This is a genomic window from Flavobacterium sp. PL11 (assembly GCF_035985025.1).
Lineage (GTDB): Bacteria > Bacteroidota > Bacteroidia > Flavobacteriales > Flavobacteriaceae > Flavobacterium.
In genome coordinates this window covers 23,044-44,350 of record NZ_JAXCIA010000006.1, presented here as the reverse complement: position 1 = coordinate 44,350, position 21,307 = coordinate 23,044, and the positions used below count along the sequence as shown (strand labels likewise).

The 21,307-nt window shown below is 31.2% G+C and carries 24 protein-coding genes and 2 pseudogenes; 22 read left to right on the top strand and 4 right to left on the bottom strand.

The genetic code is table 11. The features are described from left to right. Window positions 1-6: 6 nt before the first annotated feature. Complete coding sequence (locus RCH18_RS04765) at window positions 7-549, top strand: RNA polymerase sigma factor (RefSeq protein ID WP_326935607.1); 543 nt, start codon at window positions 7-9, stop codon at window positions 547-549. After that, complete coding sequence (locus tag RCH18_RS04760; RefSeq protein ID WP_326935606.1) at window positions 546-1,967, top strand: hypothetical protein; 1,422 nt, start codon at window positions 546-548, stop codon at window positions 1,965-1,967. Before RCH18_RS04765 ends, RCH18_RS04760 begins: the two co-directional genes overlap by 4 nt. Here the strand turns inward: RCH18_RS04760 and RCH18_RS04755 are convergent. Then, a complete protein-coding gene (locus RCH18_RS04755) occupies window positions 1,929-2,711 on the bottom strand; it encodes a lysophospholipid acyltransferase family protein (RefSeq protein WP_326935605.1) in 783 nt (260 codons plus the stop codon). The two genes, RCH18_RS04760 and RCH18_RS04755, sit on opposite strands and share 39 nt — an antisense overlap. 87 nt (window positions 2,712-2,798) lie before the next feature. On the opposite strand from RCH18_RS04755, the gene RCH18_RS04750 reads away from it, so the two are divergent. The 16 genes and pseudogenes from RCH18_RS04750 to RCH18_RS04670 all read left to right on the top strand — a co-directional run bounded on the left by RCH18_RS04750 (window position 2,799) and on the right by RCH18_RS04670 (window position 13,096). Beyond that, entirely contained in the window at window positions 2,799-3,176 is a 378-nt protein-coding gene (locus tag RCH18_RS04750; protein WP_326935604.1) for a GxxExxY protein, read from the top strand. Continuing rightward, window positions 3,145-3,315, top strand: coding sequence for a hypothetical protein (locus RCH18_RS04745; RefSeq protein ID WP_326935603.1), 171 nt, complete (start codon window positions 3,145-3,147; stop codon window positions 3,313-3,315). Before RCH18_RS04750 ends, RCH18_RS04745 begins: the two co-directional genes overlap by 32 nt. 7 nt (window positions 3,316-3,322) lie before the next feature. Next, window positions 3,323-4,297: a tryptophan--tRNA ligase gene (gene trpS / locus RCH18_RS04740; protein ID WP_326935602.1), complete on the top strand. Its 975-nt coding sequence runs from the start codon at window positions 3,323-3,325 to the stop codon at window positions 4,295-4,297. A gap of 73 nt (window positions 4,298-4,370) precedes the next feature. Then, window positions 4,371-4,541, top strand: coding sequence for a hypothetical protein (locus tag RCH18_RS04735; RefSeq protein WP_442788145.1), 171 nt, complete (start codon window positions 4,371-4,373; stop codon window positions 4,539-4,541). Between the two features lie 559 nt (window positions 4,542-5,100). Then, a complete protein-coding gene (locus RCH18_RS04725) occupies window positions 5,101-6,348 on the top strand; it encodes a hypothetical protein (protein WP_326935601.1) in 1,248 nt (415 codons plus the stop codon). Window positions 6,349-6,350: 2 nt separating this feature from the next. Next, window positions 6,351-6,746: a hypothetical protein gene (locus RCH18_RS04720; protein ID WP_326935600.1), complete on the top strand. Its 396-nt coding sequence runs from the start codon at window positions 6,351-6,353 to the stop codon at window positions 6,744-6,746. 3 nt (window positions 6,747-6,749) lie between these two features. Beyond that, window positions 6,750-6,893 (top strand): hypothetical protein, encoded by a 144-nt coding sequence (locus tag RCH18_RS04715; RefSeq protein ID WP_326935599.1) that lies wholly within the window; start codon window positions 6,750-6,752, stop codon window positions 6,891-6,893. 370 nt (window positions 6,894-7,263) lie between these two features. Next, on the top strand, window positions 7,264-7,773 hold the full coding sequence (locus tag RCH18_RS04710; protein WP_326935598.1) for a hypothetical protein: 510 nt from the start codon (window positions 7,264-7,266) through the stop codon (window positions 7,771-7,773). 242 nt (window positions 7,774-8,015) lie between these two features. Beyond that, on the top strand, window positions 8,016-8,426 hold the full coding sequence (locus RCH18_RS04705; protein WP_442788144.1) for a transposase: 411 nt from the start codon (window positions 8,016-8,018) through the stop codon (window positions 8,424-8,426). An 85-nt stretch (window positions 8,427-8,511) separates the two neighbouring features. Next, a pseudogene (locus RCH18_RS04700) lies at window positions 8,512-8,802 on the top strand (tryptophan--tRNA ligase); the annotation flags it as partial. A 361-nt stretch (window positions 8,803-9,163) separates the two neighbouring features. After that, window positions 9,164-10,711: a hypothetical protein gene (locus tag RCH18_RS04695; RefSeq protein ID WP_326935597.1), complete on the top strand. Its 1,548-nt coding sequence runs from the start codon at window positions 9,164-9,166 to the stop codon at window positions 10,709-10,711. 10 nt (window positions 10,712-10,721) lie between these two features. Continuing rightward, entirely contained in the window at window positions 10,722-11,339 is a 618-nt protein-coding gene (locus RCH18_RS04690) for a hypothetical protein (RefSeq protein WP_326935596.1), read from the top strand. Window positions 11,340-11,343: 4 nt separating this feature from the next. Continuing rightward, window positions 11,344-11,718, top strand: coding sequence for a hypothetical protein (locus RCH18_RS04685; protein WP_326935595.1), 375 nt, complete (start codon window positions 11,344-11,346; stop codon window positions 11,716-11,718). 119 nt (window positions 11,719-11,837) lie between these two features. Then, window positions 11,838-11,963: a hypothetical protein gene (locus RCH18_RS04680; protein WP_326935594.1), complete on the top strand. Its 126-nt coding sequence runs from the start codon at window positions 11,838-11,840 to the stop codon at window positions 11,961-11,963. A 6-nt stretch (window positions 11,964-11,969) separates the two neighbouring features. After that, window positions 11,970-12,563, top strand: a complete 594-nt coding sequence (locus RCH18_RS04675) for a hypothetical protein (RefSeq protein WP_326935593.1) — start codon at window positions 11,970-11,972, stop codon at window positions 12,561-12,563. 386 nt (window positions 12,564-12,949) lie between these two features. Continuing rightward, entirely contained in the window at window positions 12,950-13,096 is a 147-nt protein-coding gene (locus tag RCH18_RS04670) for a hypothetical protein (RefSeq protein WP_326935592.1), read from the top strand. Window positions 13,097-13,149: 53 nt separating this feature from the next. Here the strand turns inward: RCH18_RS04670 and RCH18_RS04665 are convergent. After that, a pseudogene (locus tag RCH18_RS04665) lies at window positions 13,150-13,407 on the bottom strand (ATP-binding protein); the annotation flags it as partial. Window positions 13,408-13,987: 580 nt separating this feature from the next. Here RCH18_RS04665 and RCH18_RS04660 point away from each other — a divergent pair. The 3 genes from RCH18_RS04660 to RCH18_RS04650 all read left to right on the top strand — a co-directional run bounded on the left by RCH18_RS04660 (window position 13,988) and on the right by RCH18_RS04650 (window position 15,753). Further along, window positions 13,988-14,521 (top strand): hypothetical protein, encoded by a 534-nt coding sequence (locus tag RCH18_RS04660; RefSeq protein WP_326935590.1) that lies wholly within the window; start codon window positions 13,988-13,990, stop codon window positions 14,519-14,521. A gap of 419 nt (window positions 14,522-14,940) precedes the next feature. Further along, window positions 14,941-15,504 carry an REP-associated tyrosine transposase gene (locus RCH18_RS04655; RefSeq protein ID WP_326935589.1) on the top strand — a complete coding sequence of 188 codons (564 nt, stop codon included), beginning with the start codon at window positions 14,941-14,943 and terminating at the stop codon, window positions 15,502-15,504. 90 nt (window positions 15,505-15,594) lie between these two features. Next, window positions 15,595-15,753 (top strand): hypothetical protein, encoded by a 159-nt coding sequence (locus tag RCH18_RS04650; RefSeq protein WP_326935588.1) that lies wholly within the window; start codon window positions 15,595-15,597, stop codon window positions 15,751-15,753. 39 nt (window positions 15,754-15,792) lie between these two features. On the opposite strand, the gene dprA is transcribed toward RCH18_RS04650, so the two are convergent. Next, on the bottom strand, window positions 15,793-16,893 hold the full coding sequence (dprA, locus tag RCH18_RS04645; RefSeq protein ID WP_326935709.1) for a DNA-processing protein DprA: 1,101 nt from the start codon (window positions 16,891-16,893) through the stop codon (window positions 15,793-15,795). A gap of 102 nt (window positions 16,894-16,995) precedes the next feature. Between dprA and RCH18_RS04640 the strand changes: the two genes are divergently transcribed. Then, window positions 16,996-17,943, top strand: a complete 948-nt coding sequence (locus tag RCH18_RS04640; RefSeq protein WP_326935587.1) for an SPOR domain-containing protein — start codon at window positions 16,996-16,998, stop codon at window positions 17,941-17,943. A gap of 850 nt (window positions 17,944-18,793) precedes the next feature. Here the strand turns inward: RCH18_RS04640 and RCH18_RS04635 are convergent. Then, window positions 18,794-21,061, bottom strand: coding sequence for a helix-turn-helix domain-containing protein (locus RCH18_RS04635; RefSeq protein WP_326935586.1), 2,268 nt, complete (start codon window positions 21,059-21,061; stop codon window positions 18,794-18,796). Window positions 21,062-21,307: the final 246 nt, after the last annotated feature.

The following is a 21,307-nucleotide window of genomic DNA, read 5'->3' as shown; positions in this document are numbered from 1 at the left end:
AATCGTGTGGCATTAGAACAAATTATTGCTGACTGTAAAAAGAATCACCCCAAAGCTCAAGAGCAACTATATCAATTATTTGCTAAAAAGTTTTTTGGGGTGTGTCTTAAGTATTCTCGTAATTATGATGATGCACAAGACAATTTACAAGATGGTTTTATAATTATTTTTAAAAAAATAGAGCAGTTTACTGGTAAAGGCTCTTTTGAAGGTTGGGCAAAAAGAATCCTAATTAATAATGCATTGTTACGCTTAAAAGATGTTCGTTTTCTTGAAATAATAGACGATCACATTGCTAGTGTTGATGTTGAAATAGACGATGAAACAATATCTCTTGAATATCTACTACAAATTATACAAGAACTTCCTGATCAATATCGAATTGTCTTTAGCTTATATGTTCTTGATGGCTACTCACATAAAGAAATAAGTGAAATGCTAAAGATTTCTACAGGTACAACAAAATCAAATCTGTTTAGAGCACGATTAATTCTAAAAGAAAAAGTTGAAAACATAACACAAGTTAATTTCCAATCATCGGCAAAATGAAAAGTAAAAAAAATATAGACCGATTGTTTCAAGAAAGATTTAAAGATTTTGAATCAGCACCTAATGATCAAACGTGGTCTGTGATCCAAGTTGGATTAAAAGATAAAAAAGAAAGAAGAGTTATTCCAATTTGGATAAAATATTCTGGAATAGCCGCTGCGTTTTTACTTGGTGTTTTTCTATTAAATACGCTTTTTGAATTCAATATTGAAAGTGAAAATAATATTGTCATTGAAACAAAAATTTTGGATACTAAAAGTAAACAAAAGGATAGCGCTTCTGTTAAAAACAAAACTAAAATTAATTTTCATAAAGATTATAAAGTGGTCAAAAACAATTTGCAAACACCCAATGATGATCAGAAGCAAAATGCAACATTCAAAAAAACCAAAATAGTTTTCGCTAAACCTTTAAATCAAAAAATTGTTTCGAATAATAACCGTAAAAGTGATCAAACCGTTAAAAACGAAAATAATTCTGAAAGAAAATTAAATAAAGATTTGCTTTTCAATGATGAGATTATCGGTAAAAACGATTATTTACCGCAAAATATATCCGTTAAAAAAAATAAAAATAAAATGGATATTGAAAAAAGTGATTTGGTTACAGATAAAATAATTTCTTCTAAAGATATTATTACAAACGCAGAGACTGAAAACGAATTAGAAGCTATTTTAAAAAACAAATCTAACAAAGAGATAGTTATTGTAAATAATTTAGAAAATAAGTGGCAAATCACACCTAATGTAGCGGCAGTGTTCACCAATTCAAACGCTGTGAGTATCGACCCGCAATTTGCGGAAAATACTAAAACGACAAATAATAAATTAAGTTATGGTGTAAGATTAGATTATGCGCTAAATAAAAAATTTACACTTCGATCTGGAATTAACAAAATCGCTGTAGGATACAATACTAATAATGTTACTTATTCCTCAGGATTAAACACAGTATCATTAGCAAATGTCAAATTGAATAACAATAATATGTTTGAAATTCGAAGCAGCAGTGGTAAAACGTCCTTAATGACCTTTGAGCGAAATTTACAAAAAACTAATATCGGCAGTATTAATCAAAGCATGAGCTATTATGAAATTCCTCTTGAAATTTCCTATTCCCTTTTAGATAAAAAAATAGGCATAAATATAATAGGCGGCGTAAGTACTTTATTATTGGATTCTAACAAAATAGCGTTAATTTCGTCAGAAACAAACCAACAAATAGGGCAAGCTAATAACTTAAATAGTACTATTTTTAGTAGTAACATAGGGATAGGATTTAATTATCAATTTATAAAATCGTTTCAATTTAATTTTGAACCAATGGTAAAGTATCAATTAAATACATTCTCAAATAGTTCAAATGTTACAACACCCATACTAATTGGTTTGTACTCTGGAATTAGTTATAGCTTTTAGTGATTTTTTTTCGAATTCAAGTAACTGCGTGTATATTATCTCACGAACTTCATCTCGAATTTCTTTTCGATTTAACGCCGTTTTTTTTAATGTGGAGACATGATGATGCATTTTTACACGCATTAATCCCGGACTTCCGCTAAAGAAAGTATAAGAAAACCTCTTTTTATTATCTGCAAAAGTTATGGGTGCAATTGGAATTTCATGTTCAATGGCTAATCTAAACGCACCGTCTTTAAAAGTATCTAGCATTATAGACTCATCATCAGGAACACCTCCTTCGGGAAAAATGCAAATACTTAAACCTTGATTTATTCTTTTTTGAGCACGATCAAAAACTTCCATTCTGCTTTTAGAGGAATTCCTATCCACTAATATACAAGTCCTTTTATAAAAAAAGCCAAATAATGGAATTTTAGATAATTCCTTTTTACCCACAAATACAAATGGATTTTTAGTCAAAGCAAGCATTAACATTATATCGGCCATTGATGTATGATTAGCAACTATCATATAACTTTTACCTAATTGCATGTCTTGGCTTTTATCTATTTTATAACGAAAACCCATTCCAAAAAGAATAATTTTTGCCCAAATTCGGGCCATTTTAAAAAAATAAGGATAACCATTTTCTGTTATGATCGAAAGGACTAAAAATGGAAACATTAAAAGTATAGGAATAGCCATTAAGATATAAAACCAAATACGCCACAGTGTCCAAAAAATAATTTTTACTATTCTCATAACGCCAAAAGTAAATAAAAGTCTGTAAGTTTGAATGAGTCTAACCGCAAAGTGCACAAAGTTTTTCTCAAAGTAAAAAAGAAAAAGATGACTGAAAATGAAATTTCTAAAATCATAATAGGTTTAGCGATACAAGTTCACAGAAGTTTGGGCCCAGGTTTATTGGAAAACGCTTATAAAGAATGCCTCTTCTACAAAATAAATCAATTTGGTCTTTTTGTTGAAAAAGAAAAAGTTTTACCATTGGTATTTGAAGAGGTGAAGTTAGATTGTGGATATCGCGTTGATTTACTAGTAGAAAATAAATTGATAATTGAACTTAAAAGTGTGGAGTCGCTCTGCGATATTCATTTAGCTCAAACTTTGACTTACTTAAAACTGGGAAATTACAAACTAGGACTTTTAATAAACTTTAATGAGGTACTGCTTAAAAATGGAATTAGAAGAGTGGTTAACAATTTGTAAAAATCAAAGTTTAGAAAAGTTTAAATACAAAAAAGTTAAAAATGAACGCCTACCTTTTAAAAAACTTTACAACCTTTGCACTAAAAAAATAAACTTGGCAAACTTTGCGAAAACCTTTGCAAACTTTGCGGTTAATTAAATTTACAATGGCAAAAATACTTACAGGCGTTCAAAGTACCGGAACTCCACATTTAGGAAACTTACTTGGCGCAATCATTCCAGCAATAGCATTATCAAATAAACCGGAAAACGAATCGTTTCTTTTTATAGCCGATTTACATTCGATTACTCAAATAAAAAACGGTGAAACTTTACGTGATAATACCTACAGCACCGCCGCAGCTTGGCTTGCTTGTGGTCTTGATGTAAATAAAGTAGTTTTCTATAGACAATCTGATGTTCCACAAACAGCAGAATTATCGTGGTATTTAAGTTGTTTTTTTCCTTTTCAACGTCTGAGATTAGCACATTCATTCAAGGATAAAGCAGATCGATTGGATGATGTAAATGCAGGTTTGTTTTCTTATCCAATGTTGATGGCTGCAGATATTTTGCTTTACGATGCAGAGTTTGTTCCCGTAGGAAAAGATCAATTGCAACACCTTGAAATTACTCGTGATGTAGCGTCTCGTTTCAATCATCAAATGGGAGAAACATTTGTAATTCCTGAAGCTATTGTTCAACAAGATGGTTTACTAATTCCCGGAACAAATGGTGGAAAAATGAGTAAATCAGCTAATAATATTATTAATATATTTCTAGATGACAAATCGTTGCGCAAACAAGTAATGAGTATAGAAACAGATAGTACGCCACTTGAAAATCCTAAAAATCCAGAAACTTGTAATGCTTTTGGAATTTATAAATTATTAGCCACTGAGGAACAATTAGCAACAATGACATCCAATTATCTTGGTGGGAATTATGGTTATGGTCACGCCAAACAAGCTTTGTTTGAACTAATTTGCGAAAAATTTAAAACTGAAAGAGAAAAATACAATTACTACATCAACAACCGTCCTGAGGTTGATGCTCTATTAAAAATTGGTGCTAAAAAATCAGCGACTATTGCTAATGGCGTTTTAGCCAAAGTAAGAGAAAAGTTAGGTTACGAGAATTAACTTGTAGAATAAAATTGACCGCAGATTCGCAGATTATACTAATATTTTAATCTGCGATTATGCCAAACAAGCTTTGTTTGAATTAATTTGCGAAAAACTTAAAACAGAGAGAGAAAAATACAATTATTACATCAACAAACGTCCTGAGGTTGATGCTTTATTAAAAATAGGTGCTCAAAAATCAGCGACTATTGCTAACGGTGTTTTAGCCAAAGTAAGACAGAAGCTAGGTTACGAGAATTAACTTATAGAAGAAAATTGACCGCAGATTCGCAGATTATACAAATATTTTAATCTGCGAATCTGCGGTTATGCCAAACAAGCTTTGTTTGAATTAATTTGCGAAAAACTTAAAACAGAGAGAGAAAAATACAATTAATACATCAACAACCGTCCTGAAGTTGATGCTTTATTGAAAATAAGTGCTCAAAAAGCAGCAACTCTTGCCAATGGTGTTTTAGCCAAAGTAAGAAAAAAGTTAGGTTACGAGAATTAATTTATAGCAACTTATGGGAATCCCTTTTTAGTATAAAAACTGGAGAGGGATTTTTTTATGTAAAGATTATTAATAGTGGGTATTTGTTATGCGATTTAGAAAGTATATATTTACTAAAAAATGTGTTGAAAAACAGTAACTTTAACAATTTAATCATGAAACAAACCACAAACCACAAACCACAAACCACAAACCACAAACCACAAACCACAAACTATTAAACTATTTTGGTAAAACTGCACTATTTGTTTTATTACTCTTTACGACAAGTAATTGTCAAGTCGAGGAACAAGATATAAATATATCTTTGCCTCAAAATATAAGTAATGCTAAAATTTGGTTAGAACAAAATCCTAATTTACCACTAAAAAGTAATAGTTTTTATAAAGGTGATATAGATTGGATCAAAGCTTTTGAGTTAGGACAAAATATTTACGTCCCAATTTTAAACTCAAATACAGTATTATTAAAAGATAACAATATAGAATCTGAAAATAAATTTCCCTATTCTTTTCTTGTTTTTAATCAGGATGAAAACAAGAATTATAAAGTACACTTAAAAGTATATGTCACTAATGATGCTCACAAAAAAGAAAAATTAGAAATAGTATCATCACCTTCCATAACATTTGATCAACATAACAAATTAGTACCAAACCTATTAAAAAAAAATCCTACGTCAGCAAACTATAGAAATGATGTAGCCCCAGAGCCCGTATGTGAATGGTATGGATATTATGAGATTTGCTATGACCCTAACACAGGGGAAACCACAAAAACGTTGTTATACACATTTAAAATATGCAGTAGTGATTGGTTATGGGAACCTAATACTCCTGGCGGTGGAAATAGTGGTGGAACAAAGCCAGATGGTATAGCTAAAGAAGATAAAATTGATGATTCTGAACTTAGTGGAAAAGCAAAATGTTTAAATGATTTACTTAATAAAAAAGGTGATTCTTTCGTTAAAAAATTATTAGCCAATTTTGCAGGTAAATCAAAATTTGATATTAAAATAGTTTCTAAAGATAAAGTTTTTAGTAAAGATGAAAATAATAATACTCATGAAATTAATGGGAAAACAATATACAATTCATTAATTAATCGTTCATTAATTACAATTGAGATTAGCAAAACTAGAACAAATTATAATTCGAATTTAGAAGCAGTAAGAACGTTATTACATGAATATATTCATGCAGATATAACAAGTAAATTGAATACTGATCCTAAAGATGGTGAATCAGACTTCCAAAAATCGTATATAAAATATGGTGACCAACATGAAGCAATGGGAAGTATATATATTAATAGTATGAGAGATGCCTTAAAAGCATTTCATAAAGAAATACTCACGACTGATTATAAAGCTTATATTAATTATTATGATCAAACACCTAGCGATTCATTTTATGAGGCTTTAGCTTGGGGAGGTTTAAAAGATAATAACATTAAAACATGGAAAGATTTATCCTCAGAAAAAAAAGCAGAAATTGAGTACTATGCAGAAAGAGCTGCCAAATTATCAAAAATTTCACCTTGCCCAGAAGATTAATTATGAAGACATCTAAAGTTATTACTGTATTATTATTATTTCTTCTTACAACAACAATTAAAGCACAAGAAACTCACAAAGACTCTCTTTTTTTTAAAATCGATTACAATTATATAAAGCAATCACAAAACAATCATGCAATTTATGAACTTCTTGACAATCGTGATATAAGAAATGGTGCTGTTTATTTTCAATTTTATAAAATCGTACACATTGTCAGTCCAAAAAAAATACAATGTTTTAAAAAATTTGCTAAAACCGCAAAATTATACAGTAAAAACCAGAAAAATAAACTAAATGAATATGAAATAATAAAATTATTTAAAAACAATATTGTGATTTTAGTAAACAAAAAAAGAGAATATATAGAAGTTAGTCCAGTTTTTGAAATCGAATAAAACGTGAAAATTATTAAAAAAGTAATCATACTATTTGATAATTGCTCTGAAGTTGATGCTTTATTGAAAATAAGTGCACAAAAATCAGCAACTATTGCTAATGGCGTTTTAGCCAAAGTAAGAGAAAAGCTAGGTTACGAAAATTAAGTTACACAAACTTATAAGAATCTCTTTTTAGTATAAAAACTGGAAAGGGATTTTTTTGTGAATATCATTAAAAGTGGGTATTTGTTGTGTGATTAATTTAACCTACTTTTACTAAACTCTTTTTAAGAAAATAGCTTTAACTGTAACCTTAAATCATGAAAAAACCACAAACCACAAACCACAAACCACAAACTACAAACTACAAACTACAAACCACAAACTACTAAACTATTTTAGTGAATTTTTACTTCTTTTTTTCTTAGTATTTACACTTAGTAATTGTCAGGAAGAAGAGGAAGCTGTTAAACCAGAAAACCAAGCCTCTAGCATCTATAAAAATGAAATAGACCGCTATTTAGAAACGTTAAAATTGAATGTTAATAAAAAACAGTTAGATAAAATTGAGGAGCTGATTACATCAATTGATATTAATAATTTAAAGAGTTTCACTTTAGAGTCCACTCAAAAAGTTTTAATTACAGATGTAAAACCATTGAAAGGATTGGAAACTGTAAATAAAACCAAAGCTTTATTCTTTCTTAATCAAGATAAAATTGTTCGATCTAGAGTAATTACTTTTACCAACAAAACAACTTTTAATGATTATGATAATGTAATCCTTTCAGTTTGGAACAAGAATAAAAACAAAAAACTATATTCTGGAATCGTTTCATTTTACAATCCTTACCAAGAAAGACTTCTCACGAATGAATTCGAAAATGGCATTCTTACTGAAAATGGAGTTTTAAGTTTGAAGAGAAATAAAAGCACTAAGAAAAACAGTAGAACGAATGGTTGTACCGATTGGTATTGGGTTACAACATATCAAGATGGAAACCATCTGGCGCTCGTTTGCAACGAGTGCCTACTTACCTTATAAAAACAATTCGTAGCGTTTGCAACGCGGCAAACTAAAACAGGAGTTAATTTATGGATGTAAATTTCTCTTTTAAAATCAATATAGTTGATTAAAAAAGAATGTCTGAGAAATACAAAGTTATCGATAGTACGGTACCTACTTTTATTACCATGACCGTTGTTGATTAGGTTGATTTATTTACACGTCCAGTATATTGCAACATCTTAGACGAATCATTAAATTATTGTATTAAAGAAAAAGGATTGAGTGTGCATGCCTATGTCTACATGACAAGTCATGTTCATTTAATAGCAACAGCATTTGATGGGGAGCTACAAAATGTTATTCGCGATTTTAAAAAATATACCTCTAAAAAACTAATAGAAGCAATACAAGAACATCCAGAAAGCAGAAGAGAATGGTTATTAAAAAAATTTAGTTTTGAAGCTAAAAAATCAGAAAGAGCTAAAAATTATAAATTATGGAAAGATGGTTTTCATCCCGTTATCTTAGATACTTTAGAAAAAATGGAACAACGAGTAAACTACATCCATTATAATCCAGTTGAAGCGGAAATTGTATTTCATGAAAGAGATTATGTAAATAGCAGTTATAGAAATTATGAAGAAGAAAACACTGTTTTTTGTAACGTAAATGTTGAACCTTTATGGTAACTTGTCTAAGTAATCCGCGTTGCAAACGCTATAATTTTCATTGATTAAGTAAGTAGGTACTCGTTGCAAACGAGCACCAGAGGGAAATCCAGAAACCTGTAATGCTTTTGGAATTTATAAATTATTAGCCACTGAAGAACAATTAGCAACAATGACGGCTAATTATCTTGGTGGAAATTATGGTTACGGTCACGCCAAACAAGCTTTGTTTGAGCTAATTTGCGAAAAATTTAAAACTGAAAGAGAAAAATACAATTACTATATCAACAACCGTCCTGAGGTTGATGCTTTATTAAAAATAGGTGCTCAAAAATCAGCGACTATTGCTAATGGCGTTTTAGCCAAAGTAAGAGAAAAGTTAGGTTACGAAAATTAAGATGTAGAAATAGATGAAAATCCCTTTTTAGTTTAAAAACTGGAAAGGGATTTTTTTGTGAATATCATTAAAAGTGGGTATTTGTTATGCGATTTAGATAGTATATATTTGATAAAAAATGTGTTGAAAAACATTAACTTTAACAATTAAATCATGAAAAAACCACAAACCACAAACCACAAACCACAAACCACAAACTACAAACCACAAACTACTAAACTATTTTAGTGAATTTTTACTTCTTTTTTTCTTCGTATTTACACTTAGTAATTGTCAGGAAGAAGAGGAAGCTGTTAAACCAGAAAACCAAGCCTCTAGCATCTATAAAAATGAAATAGACCGCTATTTAGAAACGTTAAAATTGAATGTTAATAAAAAACAGTTAGATAAAATTGAGGAGCTAATTACCACAATTGATATTAAGAGTTTAAAGTGTTTCACTTTAGAGTCCACTCAAAAAATTTTAATTGCAGATGTAAAACCATTAAATGGATTGGAGACTGCAAATAAAACCAAAGCTTTATTATTTCTTAATCAAGATAAAATTGTTCGATTTAGAGTAATTACTTTTACCAACAAAACAACTTTTAATGATTATGATAATGTAATCCTCTCTGTTTGGAACAAAAATAAAAATAAAAAACTATATTCTGGAATCGTTTCATTTTATAACCCCTACCAAGAAAGACTTCTAACGAATGAATTCGAAAATGGCATTCTTACTGAAAATGGAGTTTTAAGTTTGAAGAGAAATAAAAGCACTAAGAAAAACAGTAGAACGAATGGTTGTACCGATTGGTATTGGGTTACAACATATCAAGATGGAACCCAAATTAGTGAATATTTGTATACAACCTGTAACTCTTGCGAAGAAATGGCATATAAAACTAAGAATGATTGTGGTGGTGGTGGAAGCTCAGCAGGAGGAACTGGAAGTGGTCCTAAATTTCCGTTTTCGCCAAACAATGAAGATACCTACGATTACTTCTCTCCCGAAGGTGAACACATCAGATATCAGTTTATAGCTAACATTTGGAAAATTATCTTAATAAGTTTACCTGATGTGGTAGTGAAAGCTGTTCCTGAATCGCGTCCTTATTTGGTATTCAACTGGCCTCAAGACCAACAAAAAGCAGTTGGTGAAGGTTTTTTATTTAATTATGATAGTGGATCTAGCACTTGGACTGGAGTGCCTGCAACTGAGCAACTAATAGCCGAAGTAATCGAAGACAAAATTGATGACAGCAAACTTGATCCTTGCCCAAAAGCAATCGTGGAAAAATTGAAAAATTCTACAAACAATGATATTGCAGTTATTTTAAAGAAACTAGGAGCAAACAGTGTTTATACTGTTAATATGAAAATGGGATCTACAGCGCAAGGATATGCTATGACTCAAAAAATCTCACCAAATAACTATTTAATTACTGTTACAAATGATAGTTATACTAATAGTACACAATTATTTAGAGCTGCAGCCATGATACATGAAGTAATTCACGCCTACTATCATAGTGTAGTTGATGATAATAATTATCCGACTACTAATTTATCTTTAAATAATTTTCCTGCACTTTACCAAGCCTATGAACAAAAAATATATCCTTACGGTGCTACAGTAGCTCAACACGACCAAATGGCCACAGATTACGTCGATTCTATGGCGATGGCTCTACAAGAATATTATTACAATAACAATCCTGTAACCTATCCTTTTCCCTCTAATGAAGTTTTTACTGATTTGGCATGGGGGACATTGCAAGAAGCTTCAATATTTCAAGAGAAATTCAAGGATGGTGATTCAGCAAAAGAAAGGATTCTTAATAGATACGCATGTGAATCTATTGGAGGTACCGTTGAAGCAGGAACACCTAAACAACAAACAGCAGTAGGCAAACCCTGTAATTAAAATCTATATGATGAAAAATACAATAATATACTTAGCACTATGCATCGCCTATACTAATTACTCGCAAACTAAAAATAATTTAATATTAGACGACAAAGAGAAACTTGAAGCCATCAATGATTATTTTAAAACAATTGTAAAAGATAGTAATAGAGTGGTATTCATTGCCCAAGAAAAACTCAATTCTAATTTAACATTAGACGTTTTTAAACAAAATTTCATTCAAGCTATTGATCTTAAAGGAAATATAGTACCCGACACACACTTATTTAACGAAAAAGACTGGAAAAAATTTAAAAAACAAAATCAGGATCCACCTATCCAAGAGAATAGAATTTGGGATACCCATAAATATTGGGGCAAAAATGATTTTAGACATAGTAAAACCATTTTTGAAAGTATGAACCAAAAACCAGGTATTGAATTAATAATGGAAAAGTATAAAAAATATGATATTTGTGTATATAGTTTTTCTGAACCTATGTATTATCAAAACAAAAAATATCTGGTTTTTACAAATTTAAAAATCTGCATATCAGGCGGAAGTAAATTTGTTGTTGTTATGAAAAAAATAAAAGGCAAATGGATCCGAACCCATGAAGCTTTCAATCCAAATGAGACTTATTAGAAAAATGAGTATTAAGAAGACTGCTAATTCGCAGATTATTATAAATAGTAGTAATCTGCGAATTTGCTGTTTTTATCATATCGCCTCAAACAATTTCTCTGCTGTAACACCAAGTGGTAATCCAGCTCAAACAATTAGAACTTCAGCATATAATTATAAAATTTACATTAGCACAGATTATGAGAATAAAACTAAATTATTTATTGCTAGTCTGCAATTACACGAACTAGTACATGCAAATTTCTTTAGTTTAATAGATGATTGTTTAATTCAAAATAATTGTCAATTGTTGGTGACATTTCCTGAATTATGGGAATATTATGTTAGTGTATGTGATAATCAATATCCATCATCCCATCATCCCATCATGAGCAAATAGCAAATAGTTATGTAACTGCAATTTCAGTTGCCTTACAAGAATATCAACCTGGCTTACCTCAGCAAGTTTATGAGGATTTAGCGTGGAATGGATTAGAGGGTACAACTGTTTTTAATACATTGCATCCAATTGGAAGTGCTTCAAGACAACGCATTTTAAATAGAAAAGCTGCTGAGCAATCTGGTCATCCAATAGCGGAAGGCACATCACAAGAGCAAATAAATTATGGGAAACCATGTAATTAAAGTATTATGAGAAAAAATTTGTTATTAATACTAGTTATTATTTTAACTTTTTCGTGTTCAACTTCCATAAAAACTAAAGAGAAGCTTGAGTTAAGTAAAAATGAAAAAGAAATTATTAATAATTTTTTAGAAAATGAATTAGCATCTGCTGCATATAGATATAGAATCAATAATAACATAGTTGTTATCGAAACAACTATTCCCAAAAAACAAGTTTTGAGCGATTATTTATCTCTTCTAATAAATTATAAAAAGAGTCTAATTGACTCGATTCAAGCTGTAAAGATGACCAAGGAATTGGAAAAAGAACCTCAATATTATTGGAAAAATTCTGATTTTATAATCAAAAATTTGCAATCGCAAAGTAGCGAAGACTTTAGAAAAACAATTAAAACCGAAGAATATTTCAATTTGCCTAATAGAATAATCTTTCATTTATCAGTTCCTTTATTGATCAATGAAAAAGAAGCGTTGGTCAGTTTTATGTCAGGTAGTGGAGATACTGGTTTTACATCAATTAATAGTGGTATCGTATTAATGACAAAAAACAATGAAAACAAATGGGTTTTTAAATGCTTTTTAGGAAGTCCGTACTCATAATTAAAAACCAATCTGGCGCTCGTTTGCAACGAGTGCCTACTTACCTTATAAAAATAATTCGTAGCGTTTGCAACGCGGCAAACGAAAGCAGGAGTAACTTTAAGCAAGTATAATCCTATTGTTTGAGCACAAACGGCTAAAATTTCTGGTTCTAGTACAGATATAAATATGGTTTTTAACCAAGACTACATTAATGGAACAGGAAATATTAATCGCCCTACGGATTTATCTATCGCTACTACTCACCATCTGGCGCTCGTTTGCAACGAGTGCCTACTTACCTTATAAAAATAATTCGTAGCGTTTGCAACGCGGCAAACTAAAACAGGAGTTAATTTATGGATGTAAATTTCTCTTTTAAAATCAATATATTTGATTAAAAAAGAATGTCTGAGAAATACAAAGTTATCGATAGTACGGTACCTACTTTTATTACCGTTACCGTTGTTGATTGGGTTGATTTATTTACACGTCCCGTATATTGCAACATCTTTAACTATTCCGATGAAAGTGGACACCTCATTCCGGAGTAAAGTGTACAGTAGTTTTGATGATGATTTCTTGGGTTAAAATTAGACAAAAATTTTTACTGTTTTTTCATTTTTTTTCTCATGGATTCTCCCTTGAGTTCAAAGCGGATTGCCGAGTGGATAATTCGATCCAAGATCGCATCTGCGATTGTCTTTTCTTCAATGAGATCATACCAGTTTTTCACTGGTAGCTGTGAGCAAAAAATGGTTGCCCTTTTTTGATTTCTATCCTCTACCAAATCCATTAATATCATTTGTTTTTCATTATTGATGGCTTGTAGTCCAAAGTCGTCGATAATCAACAAATCGTGATTCCCCATCTGGCGCTCGTTTGCAACGAGTGCCTACTTACCTTATAAAAATAATTCGTAGCGTTTGCAACGCGGCCAACTAAAACAGGAGTTAATTTATGGATGTAAATTTCTCCCATCTGGCGCTCGTTTGCAACGAGTGCCTACTTACCTTATAAAAATAATTCGTAGCGTTTGCAACGCGGCAAACAGAAACAGTAGTTAATTTATGGATGTAAATTTCTCTTTTAAAACCTATCAGGGTTTTAAACCCTGATAGGATTAAATAAATCATATTGCCTCAAAAAATTTCCCTGGTAAAGGTCTAATAACTCCTTTAAGTTCCATATTAAACAATACTTTTTAATCTAAATCAAAATATTCTGAGGTTAAAAAGATAAAATACAATTACTAAATTAATAACTGTCCTGAGATTAATACTTTTTTAAAAAAAATAGGTGCACCATCTGGCGCTCGTTTGCAACGAGTGCCTACTTACCTTATAAAAACAATTCGTAGCGTTTGCAACGCGGCAAACTAAAACAGTAGTTAATTTATGGATGTAAATTTCTCTTTTAAAATCAATATATTTGATTAAAAAAGAATGGCCTCGCCTTCTCTTTATCTTAAAGATTATGAACCTATCAATATGTTTTTAGAAACTCAAAAAATAGATAAGAATAAGAAGCATATCTTACAAGTAGATAAAGCTCCAAATAAACGGACTTTAAGAATTTTTAATGGAGAAGAAGGAGCTAAACACATTTTAGATCCGACCGACCCCAAAGATTATACAGATGGTTTATTTGTAGAAAAACATTGGAAAAAAATGTACAAGCAATATGCTCAGGACACTATAAAAAAATATTGGAAAAAAGAAGATTTTCCTGAATATGATTTTATCCTAGAAGATGGAAAAGGATTATTTAAATATGATTTTATGGTGAGGTATATTGGTACTGGACTTGAAGATGCGATATTAATCTCTGAACCAATGTATTATATGAATAAAAAATACATTATGTTTTATTATAGTAAAGCATATTCTACAGGTGGAGGTAAATCTTCGACTGTTATTATGAAAAAAGAAAAAGAAAACTGGGTTATTGTAAGAGTTATTAGAGATAATGTTTATTGATTTTCTAGATGCAAAATCTATTAGATAGTATTTTATCAATAAAGCCGCAAATTCGCAGATTATCCTAATATAAAATTCTACGAATTTGCTGTTTTTATCATATTGCCTCAAATAATTTTCCTGGTAATGGTCTAATTACCCCTTTCAATTCCATATTCAACAACATCCCCATCTGGCGCTCGTTTGCAACGAGTGCCTACTTACCTTATAAAAATAATTCGTAGCGTTTGCAACGCGGCAAACTAAAACAGGAGTTAATTTATGGATGTAAATTTCTCCCATCTGGCGCTCGTTTGCAACGAGTGCCTACTTACCTTATAAAAATAATTCGTAGCGTTTGCAACGCGGCAAACAGAAACAGTAGTTAATTTATGGATGTAAATTTCTCTTTTAAAATCAATATATTTGATTAAAAAAGAATGTCTGAGAAATACAAAGTTATCGATAGTACGGTACCTACTTTTATTACCGTTACCGTTGTTGATTGGGTTGATTTATTTACACGTCCAGTATATTGCAACATCTTAGACGAATCATTAAATTATTGTATTAAAGAAAAAGGATTGAGTGTGCATGCCTATGTCTACATGACAAGTCATGTTCATTTAATAGCAACAGCATTTGATGGGGAGCTACAAAATGTTATTCGCGATTTTAAAAAATATACCTCTAAAAAACTAATAGAAGCAATACAAGAACATCCAGAAAGCAGAAGAGAATGGTTATTAAAAAAATTTAGTTTTGAAGCTAAAAAATCAGGAAGAGCTAAAAATTATAAATTATGGAAAGATGGTTTTCATCCCGTTATCTTAGATACTTTAGAAAAAATGGAACAACGAGTAAACTACATCCATTATAATCCAGTTCAAGCGGAAATTGTATTTCATGAAAGAGATTATGTAAATAGCAGTTATAGAAATTATGAAGAAGAAAACACTGTTTTTTGTAACGTAAATGTTGAACCTTTATGGTTACTTGTCTAAGTAATCCGCGTTGCAAACGCTATAATTTTAATTGATTAAGTAAGTAGGTACTCGTTGCAAACGAGCACCAGAGGGGGTAAATTTAAAACGATGCCGTTTTATATTCATGAAAACAAAACGTCTCACTTAGCCGCGATGGCAGTGGCATCCTTGCTGGGCGGGGTTCGCCCAGCAAGATATAATGTACAGCGGGACAACTCGTGTGGTATGCAAAGAGGTGCTGCTCCTACTAACAATAATAGAATTTGACACTACTACAACACTTATAATGCAGTACATTATGGGCTATTATATCGCCTCAAATAATTTACCTGGTAAAGGCCTAATAACGCCTTTTAATTCCATGTTGAGCAACATCCCTGAGATTTTATAAATAGGAAAATCACAGCGCAAGGCAATAATGTCCATCAGTTCTTTTCCTGTTATAAGGAGATAATCATACACTTTTTGTTCGTCCTCATCAAGGTTAACAAAGAGTTGTTTTTGAACAGGTTTAGAATCCTTTTGAATATCCCAATTTAAAATATACACTAAATCCGCAGCACTACTGAGGACATTTGCTTTCTGGGTTTTTATGAGGTTGTTACATCCTTGGCTATACTTATCGGTTACTCGACCGGGAACCGCAAAAACATCACGATTGTAATCATTTGCCATATTTGCTGTAATCAACGAGCCACCACGATCAGCTGATTCAATAACTATTGTTGCTTCGCTCATTCCCGCTACAATACGATTCCTTTTTACAAAATTTTCTTTGTCGGGATTTGCAGAACTCCAAAACTCGGTCATAAAACCACCGTTCTGCTCGACTTTGGCTACATATTTTTTATGGGTTTTCGGGTATATTTGGTTTAATCCGTGTGCTAATACGCCTATCGTTTGAAGATTGTGTTCCATGGCTAGTTGATGCGCAACAATATCAACACCGTAAGCAAAACCACTTACTATTATTGGGTCTAGCGGTGCGAGATCTTCGATTAGCTTGCGGCAAAACTCGGTTCCGTAGGACGTGATTTGGCGCGTTCCTACAATGCTGATAATTCTTCTGTTTTTTAGATTTATATTTCCTGAAGTAAATAATAAAAGCGGTCCATCGATACAGTGTTTTAATCGTTCTGGATAATTTTCATCTTGAAAATGAGCTATATTGATGTTGTTCCCTTTTATGAATTCCAATTCTAGATTCGCCTTTTCAAAAACTGATTTATCTTTTAAATTTTTCAGCAGTACAGAACCTACTCCATCAATTCCAGCTAGTTGTGATGCCTTAGCTTTAAAAACAGCCTCTGCACTTCCTAAATGAGTCAATAGTTTTTTGGCCATAATGTCGCCCACACCATCAATTCTTTGCAAAGCCAATAAATAAAATAAATCCTGTTCGTTCATGCTAATAATTTGAGTGTGAAATGTATACATTTTTATGCGAATTGTTAATAAAAATTGTGAATAAAATTTTGATAACTATTTTGCTTGTTTAACTTTGTAAGTATGAAAATCGAACAATATATCGCGCAGCTTTTATACCGTTATCAATGTGTAACTGTTCCTGGTTTCGGAGCATTTTTGACTGAGATTCAGTCGGCTCGATTGAATGAAAGTTTAAATTCATTTTCTCCTCCTACAAAAAGGTTAGCTTTTAATTCTAATCTTAAAAACAACGATGGTTTACTTGCCAATCATATTGCATTAGCTGAAAAAACTTCTTATGAATATGCACTAAGCGCTATTCAATATGAAGTTTTCAATATGAAAAAAGCATTGGATGAAAATGAGATATTATCTTTTAAAAATATTGGAGAAATTCGTTTAAATGCAGATAAAAATATTGTTTTCAGTCCGTATGATCAAATAAATTACTTAACAAGCTCTTTTGGCTTGACGCCGTTTATTTCTCCAATGCTAAAAAGAGAGATTTTTGAAAAGGAGATTGAAATCATTGAAGAAAATGCAACTATTACAATGGTTGCTGATTCTAAGAAAACTGCAAATCCATATTTGAAATATGCAGCAATTTTTATTTTAGCTTTAGGTGTTAGTGGTAGTGTTGGATATACACTCTATCAAAACCAAATAGCTTCTGAAAAGATTTTAGTTGAAACAGCGGTACAAAAACAAGTTCAAAATAAAATTCAACAAGCTACTTTTTTCATAGAAAGTCCTATTCCTGCTGTAACGCTTTCAATAAAATCAGATAAGGAAGTAAAAATGTCGTATCATATTATGGCTGGTGTTTATAGAGAAGAAAAAAATGCAAACAAAACATTGCGCAATTTAAACCGTTTAGGCTATGATGCAAAGCGTATTGCTCCAAATAAAAATGGCTATTATCCTGTTTTATACGGTAGTTATGCAACATTTGCAGAAGCTGAGAAGGCGAGAAAAGAAATCAATATTAAGCACAATCCTGATGCGTGGATTTTGATTGAATCATTGTAAAATTTAGATAAAATTTTGGTTAAGATAATCCGCAAAAAGCTCTTCGCTCTTTGCGGATTTTTTTTAAGATTTACTTTGAGCTTTCACTTTATGCGAAAAATAAAAGGCCGCTTCCTGTCTTATAATTTATTATAGTTTGGATTCTAATGGGTTTATTTAATCGGTTTTAGACGGATTGTTGATTGATTTACGAAAAAGCAAACATTTACTGTGCGAAGAGTAAAAAGGCTCTTAACTGCCTTTTTATAAAAATCATTATGAGATTAATTGAATAGGATCGATGAATTACTAAAAAATTAGCTTTTTTTTAAATTATATAGGTATTGCAGTATAACAATACATCAGAGATTTAAAATTTTAATTTTACTAACGGGTTTCTATATGTTGCGCTTTTAAATTACTGCAAAAACATATAATACTTTATTTACCAATTAATTAGACTAAAAAATTTACAGCTACAAATTAATAAATGGGTAAAAATTAGATTTGAAAAGATTGAAATACATAATTCTAAAAGTGACTCAAGAAACAATTAATGTGTTTAAGTGAAATAATAGTTGTTAACTACTAATCAATACTTTTATATAGGAACGCGAATAGGATCTCTCAAATTTTCATTATCACTTTAAAAACACTTTATTAAATTTAGTACCTATGATCTCCATTTTAACTTCTATATTTAAAATAGAAATAATGAAAAAAATCAGCCTACAGTAGCCTCGATTGAAGCGGCATCCTTTTACAAAGCTTCCAGCCTTAAAAAAGCTGGAGAATTTGTAAAAGATATAGCGGAAAGCGGGACAAAAAGTGAATGAAATACTAGAAAGTTCTGCTCCTAGTATTTAAAATCTTAATTCAAACTCGCCTTGTACATTCTCGCTTCGTTCCACGTGAATTTTTCACTATTTTTTTCCATCAGTGCGTTTAGCGATTCTTCCTTATAACCATCAAATGCTTCGGCCAGCGTTTGGATTTTATCCGCATTTAAAACTTCTGAAATTGAGACCGCTTTGGTTTGTATTAGTTGCACAAAATGTCCATAAATAGTCTGCTTTGTGAGCACTCTAATTGTCGCAATATCAGCAATGGAGTTCTTGTCAACCCATAAATCGTAAGTTTCTTGAATGGTAGATTTTTTAGGAACTTTAGTTTTGGATTTTTTTGATGTGTAGCGTTCTATATCTTTATCATCATCAATTAAAGTAACATTTAATTTTTTAAACTGTTCCTGAATAGCAGTTGTTTTATTGCTGATGTATTGCTTAATCTCATCAGAAGTTAATTTTTCTTTTGAAATTGTTTCTCCAGCAACTACGGTTTCTATCAATAATTTAGCTTTCATTAATTGCAAAACAGCTTTGGTTTGCCAATTTTCTAAAACAATTAACTCCTCATAGTAAGCCTTTGCTTTTTTACTGCGTTGTACTTCCTCAATTTTCCACAATATTTCAAAAACCAAATCGTCCAGCGGTTTGATAAAATAACTATAAGCCGCTTGAATACGCTCCGAAACATGATTTAAGTCGACTGTTTCCTGGCTAAAAAATTTATTTAATTGCGAAATAAATTTTCTGGAGGGATCCAAAAGTTGTTCCATACTCTCCGTTTGCTTTGCTGCCCAAACCGCTTGTTTAGACTTAATTGAAGTTTCACTATTGTCATTATAACTGAATTTATGATTGCGCCATTCTTGCGCTAAATTGCTCCAGTTAAAACTATTAGTCAAATAGTTATGAATAAAATTTTTGGTTTCAAAATGTAATGCATTTTTTAATAAATCATCTGAGGCTTTATTAAGCGAATAATCCATCACATCCTGATCGTTAGAAATACCATTCATTTGCAAAGGGGAAAGCAAAATAAGCCCTTCTAAAGAGCGCAAACGCGATAATGCTACGTATGCTTGGCCCGGAAGGAAAACTTGCGAAACATCAAGCGCTGCTTTATCAAAAGTCAAACCTTGGCTTTTATGTACGGTAATAGCCCATGCTAATTTTAAAGGATAATGAACAAATGTTCCTAAAACCTCTTCTTCAATTTCCTTGGTCGTTTCATCAACTTTGTACCTAATGTTTTTCCACTCGTATTTGACAACCTCAATTGTTTTATTTTCATCAGGAAAATGAACCAAGATTTCTTGAGAAGAAAGGGACTTGATAATTCCCATTTTTCCATTGAAATAATTCTTGTCAAAAGAAAGATCATTCTTTACAAACATGACTTGAGCGCCAACTTTTAACTTCAATTCTTGCTCTACTGGAAAAATTTTATCTGGAAAATCGCCAACAATATCTGGATTGTAAACGACCAATTTTTCATTTAGATTTTCTAAAGCCTGCGCGTTCATTGAATCGGCTTTGTTGTTGTGAGTCGTTAACGTGATGTAACCTCTGTTTGCTTTTAAATCAAAGTCGGGTTTAACATATTGGTTAAGCGTTTGTATGTCTTGCAACGAAATTTGGTTGTTGCGTAAATTATTTAAAACCGAGATAAATGTATCATCGCTCTGGCGGAAAATTTTTGATAATTCAATATACAATGGCGGGTTTTGCTGTACAACATGCGAATGGAAAAAGAATTTTCCTTTATAATGTGATTTAAGTGTGCGCCATTCTTCATCCCGAATTACTGGTGGAAGTTGTAATAGATCACCAATATATAAAACTTGAACGCCACCAAAAGCCACATTCCTTTTTCGAACGGACTGCATCATGAAATCCATTGCATCTAATAAATCAGAACGAAGCATACTGACCTCATCAATAATCAGTAGTTCCATGTTTCTAATCACCGATTTTTTTAATCCACTCATTCTAAAATGTCTTCGCAAAGTGGCCTTAGTTTCAAATTTTGTGTGATCTGAAAATTGTGGTGAAGAATTATCAGGTATAAAACCTCCAAATGGCAATTGAAACATAGAGTGAATTGTAACTCCGCCCGCGTTTAAGGCAGCAATTCCTGTAGGTGCAACCACTACAGTGTTTTTATGTGTTGTTGCAATTATTTCGCGTAAAAGCGTAGTTTTTCCTGTTCCTGCTTTTCCAGTAAGGAAAACTGAACGATCTGTTTGATTTATAAATTTTAATGTATAAGCGGCAGCTTCTGAAATTGTTTGCATTTGACGTTAATATGTATAGCTAATATATTGAAAATTAAGGATACTATTTTAATTTTTAATCAATTAATTGTATTCTAATTGCTATTCTTAAATGCTACTTTAAAGATGCCTGTAACAGTTTAAAAATACTTTTATACCATTTAAAAAGTTAAACTACTAAAACTGTTATAATTGATAAGATAAATAATCTTTAGAGTTAAGTTTAATACTAAAATTAAAAAAAATAGTATCAAAAAAAAACCTTCA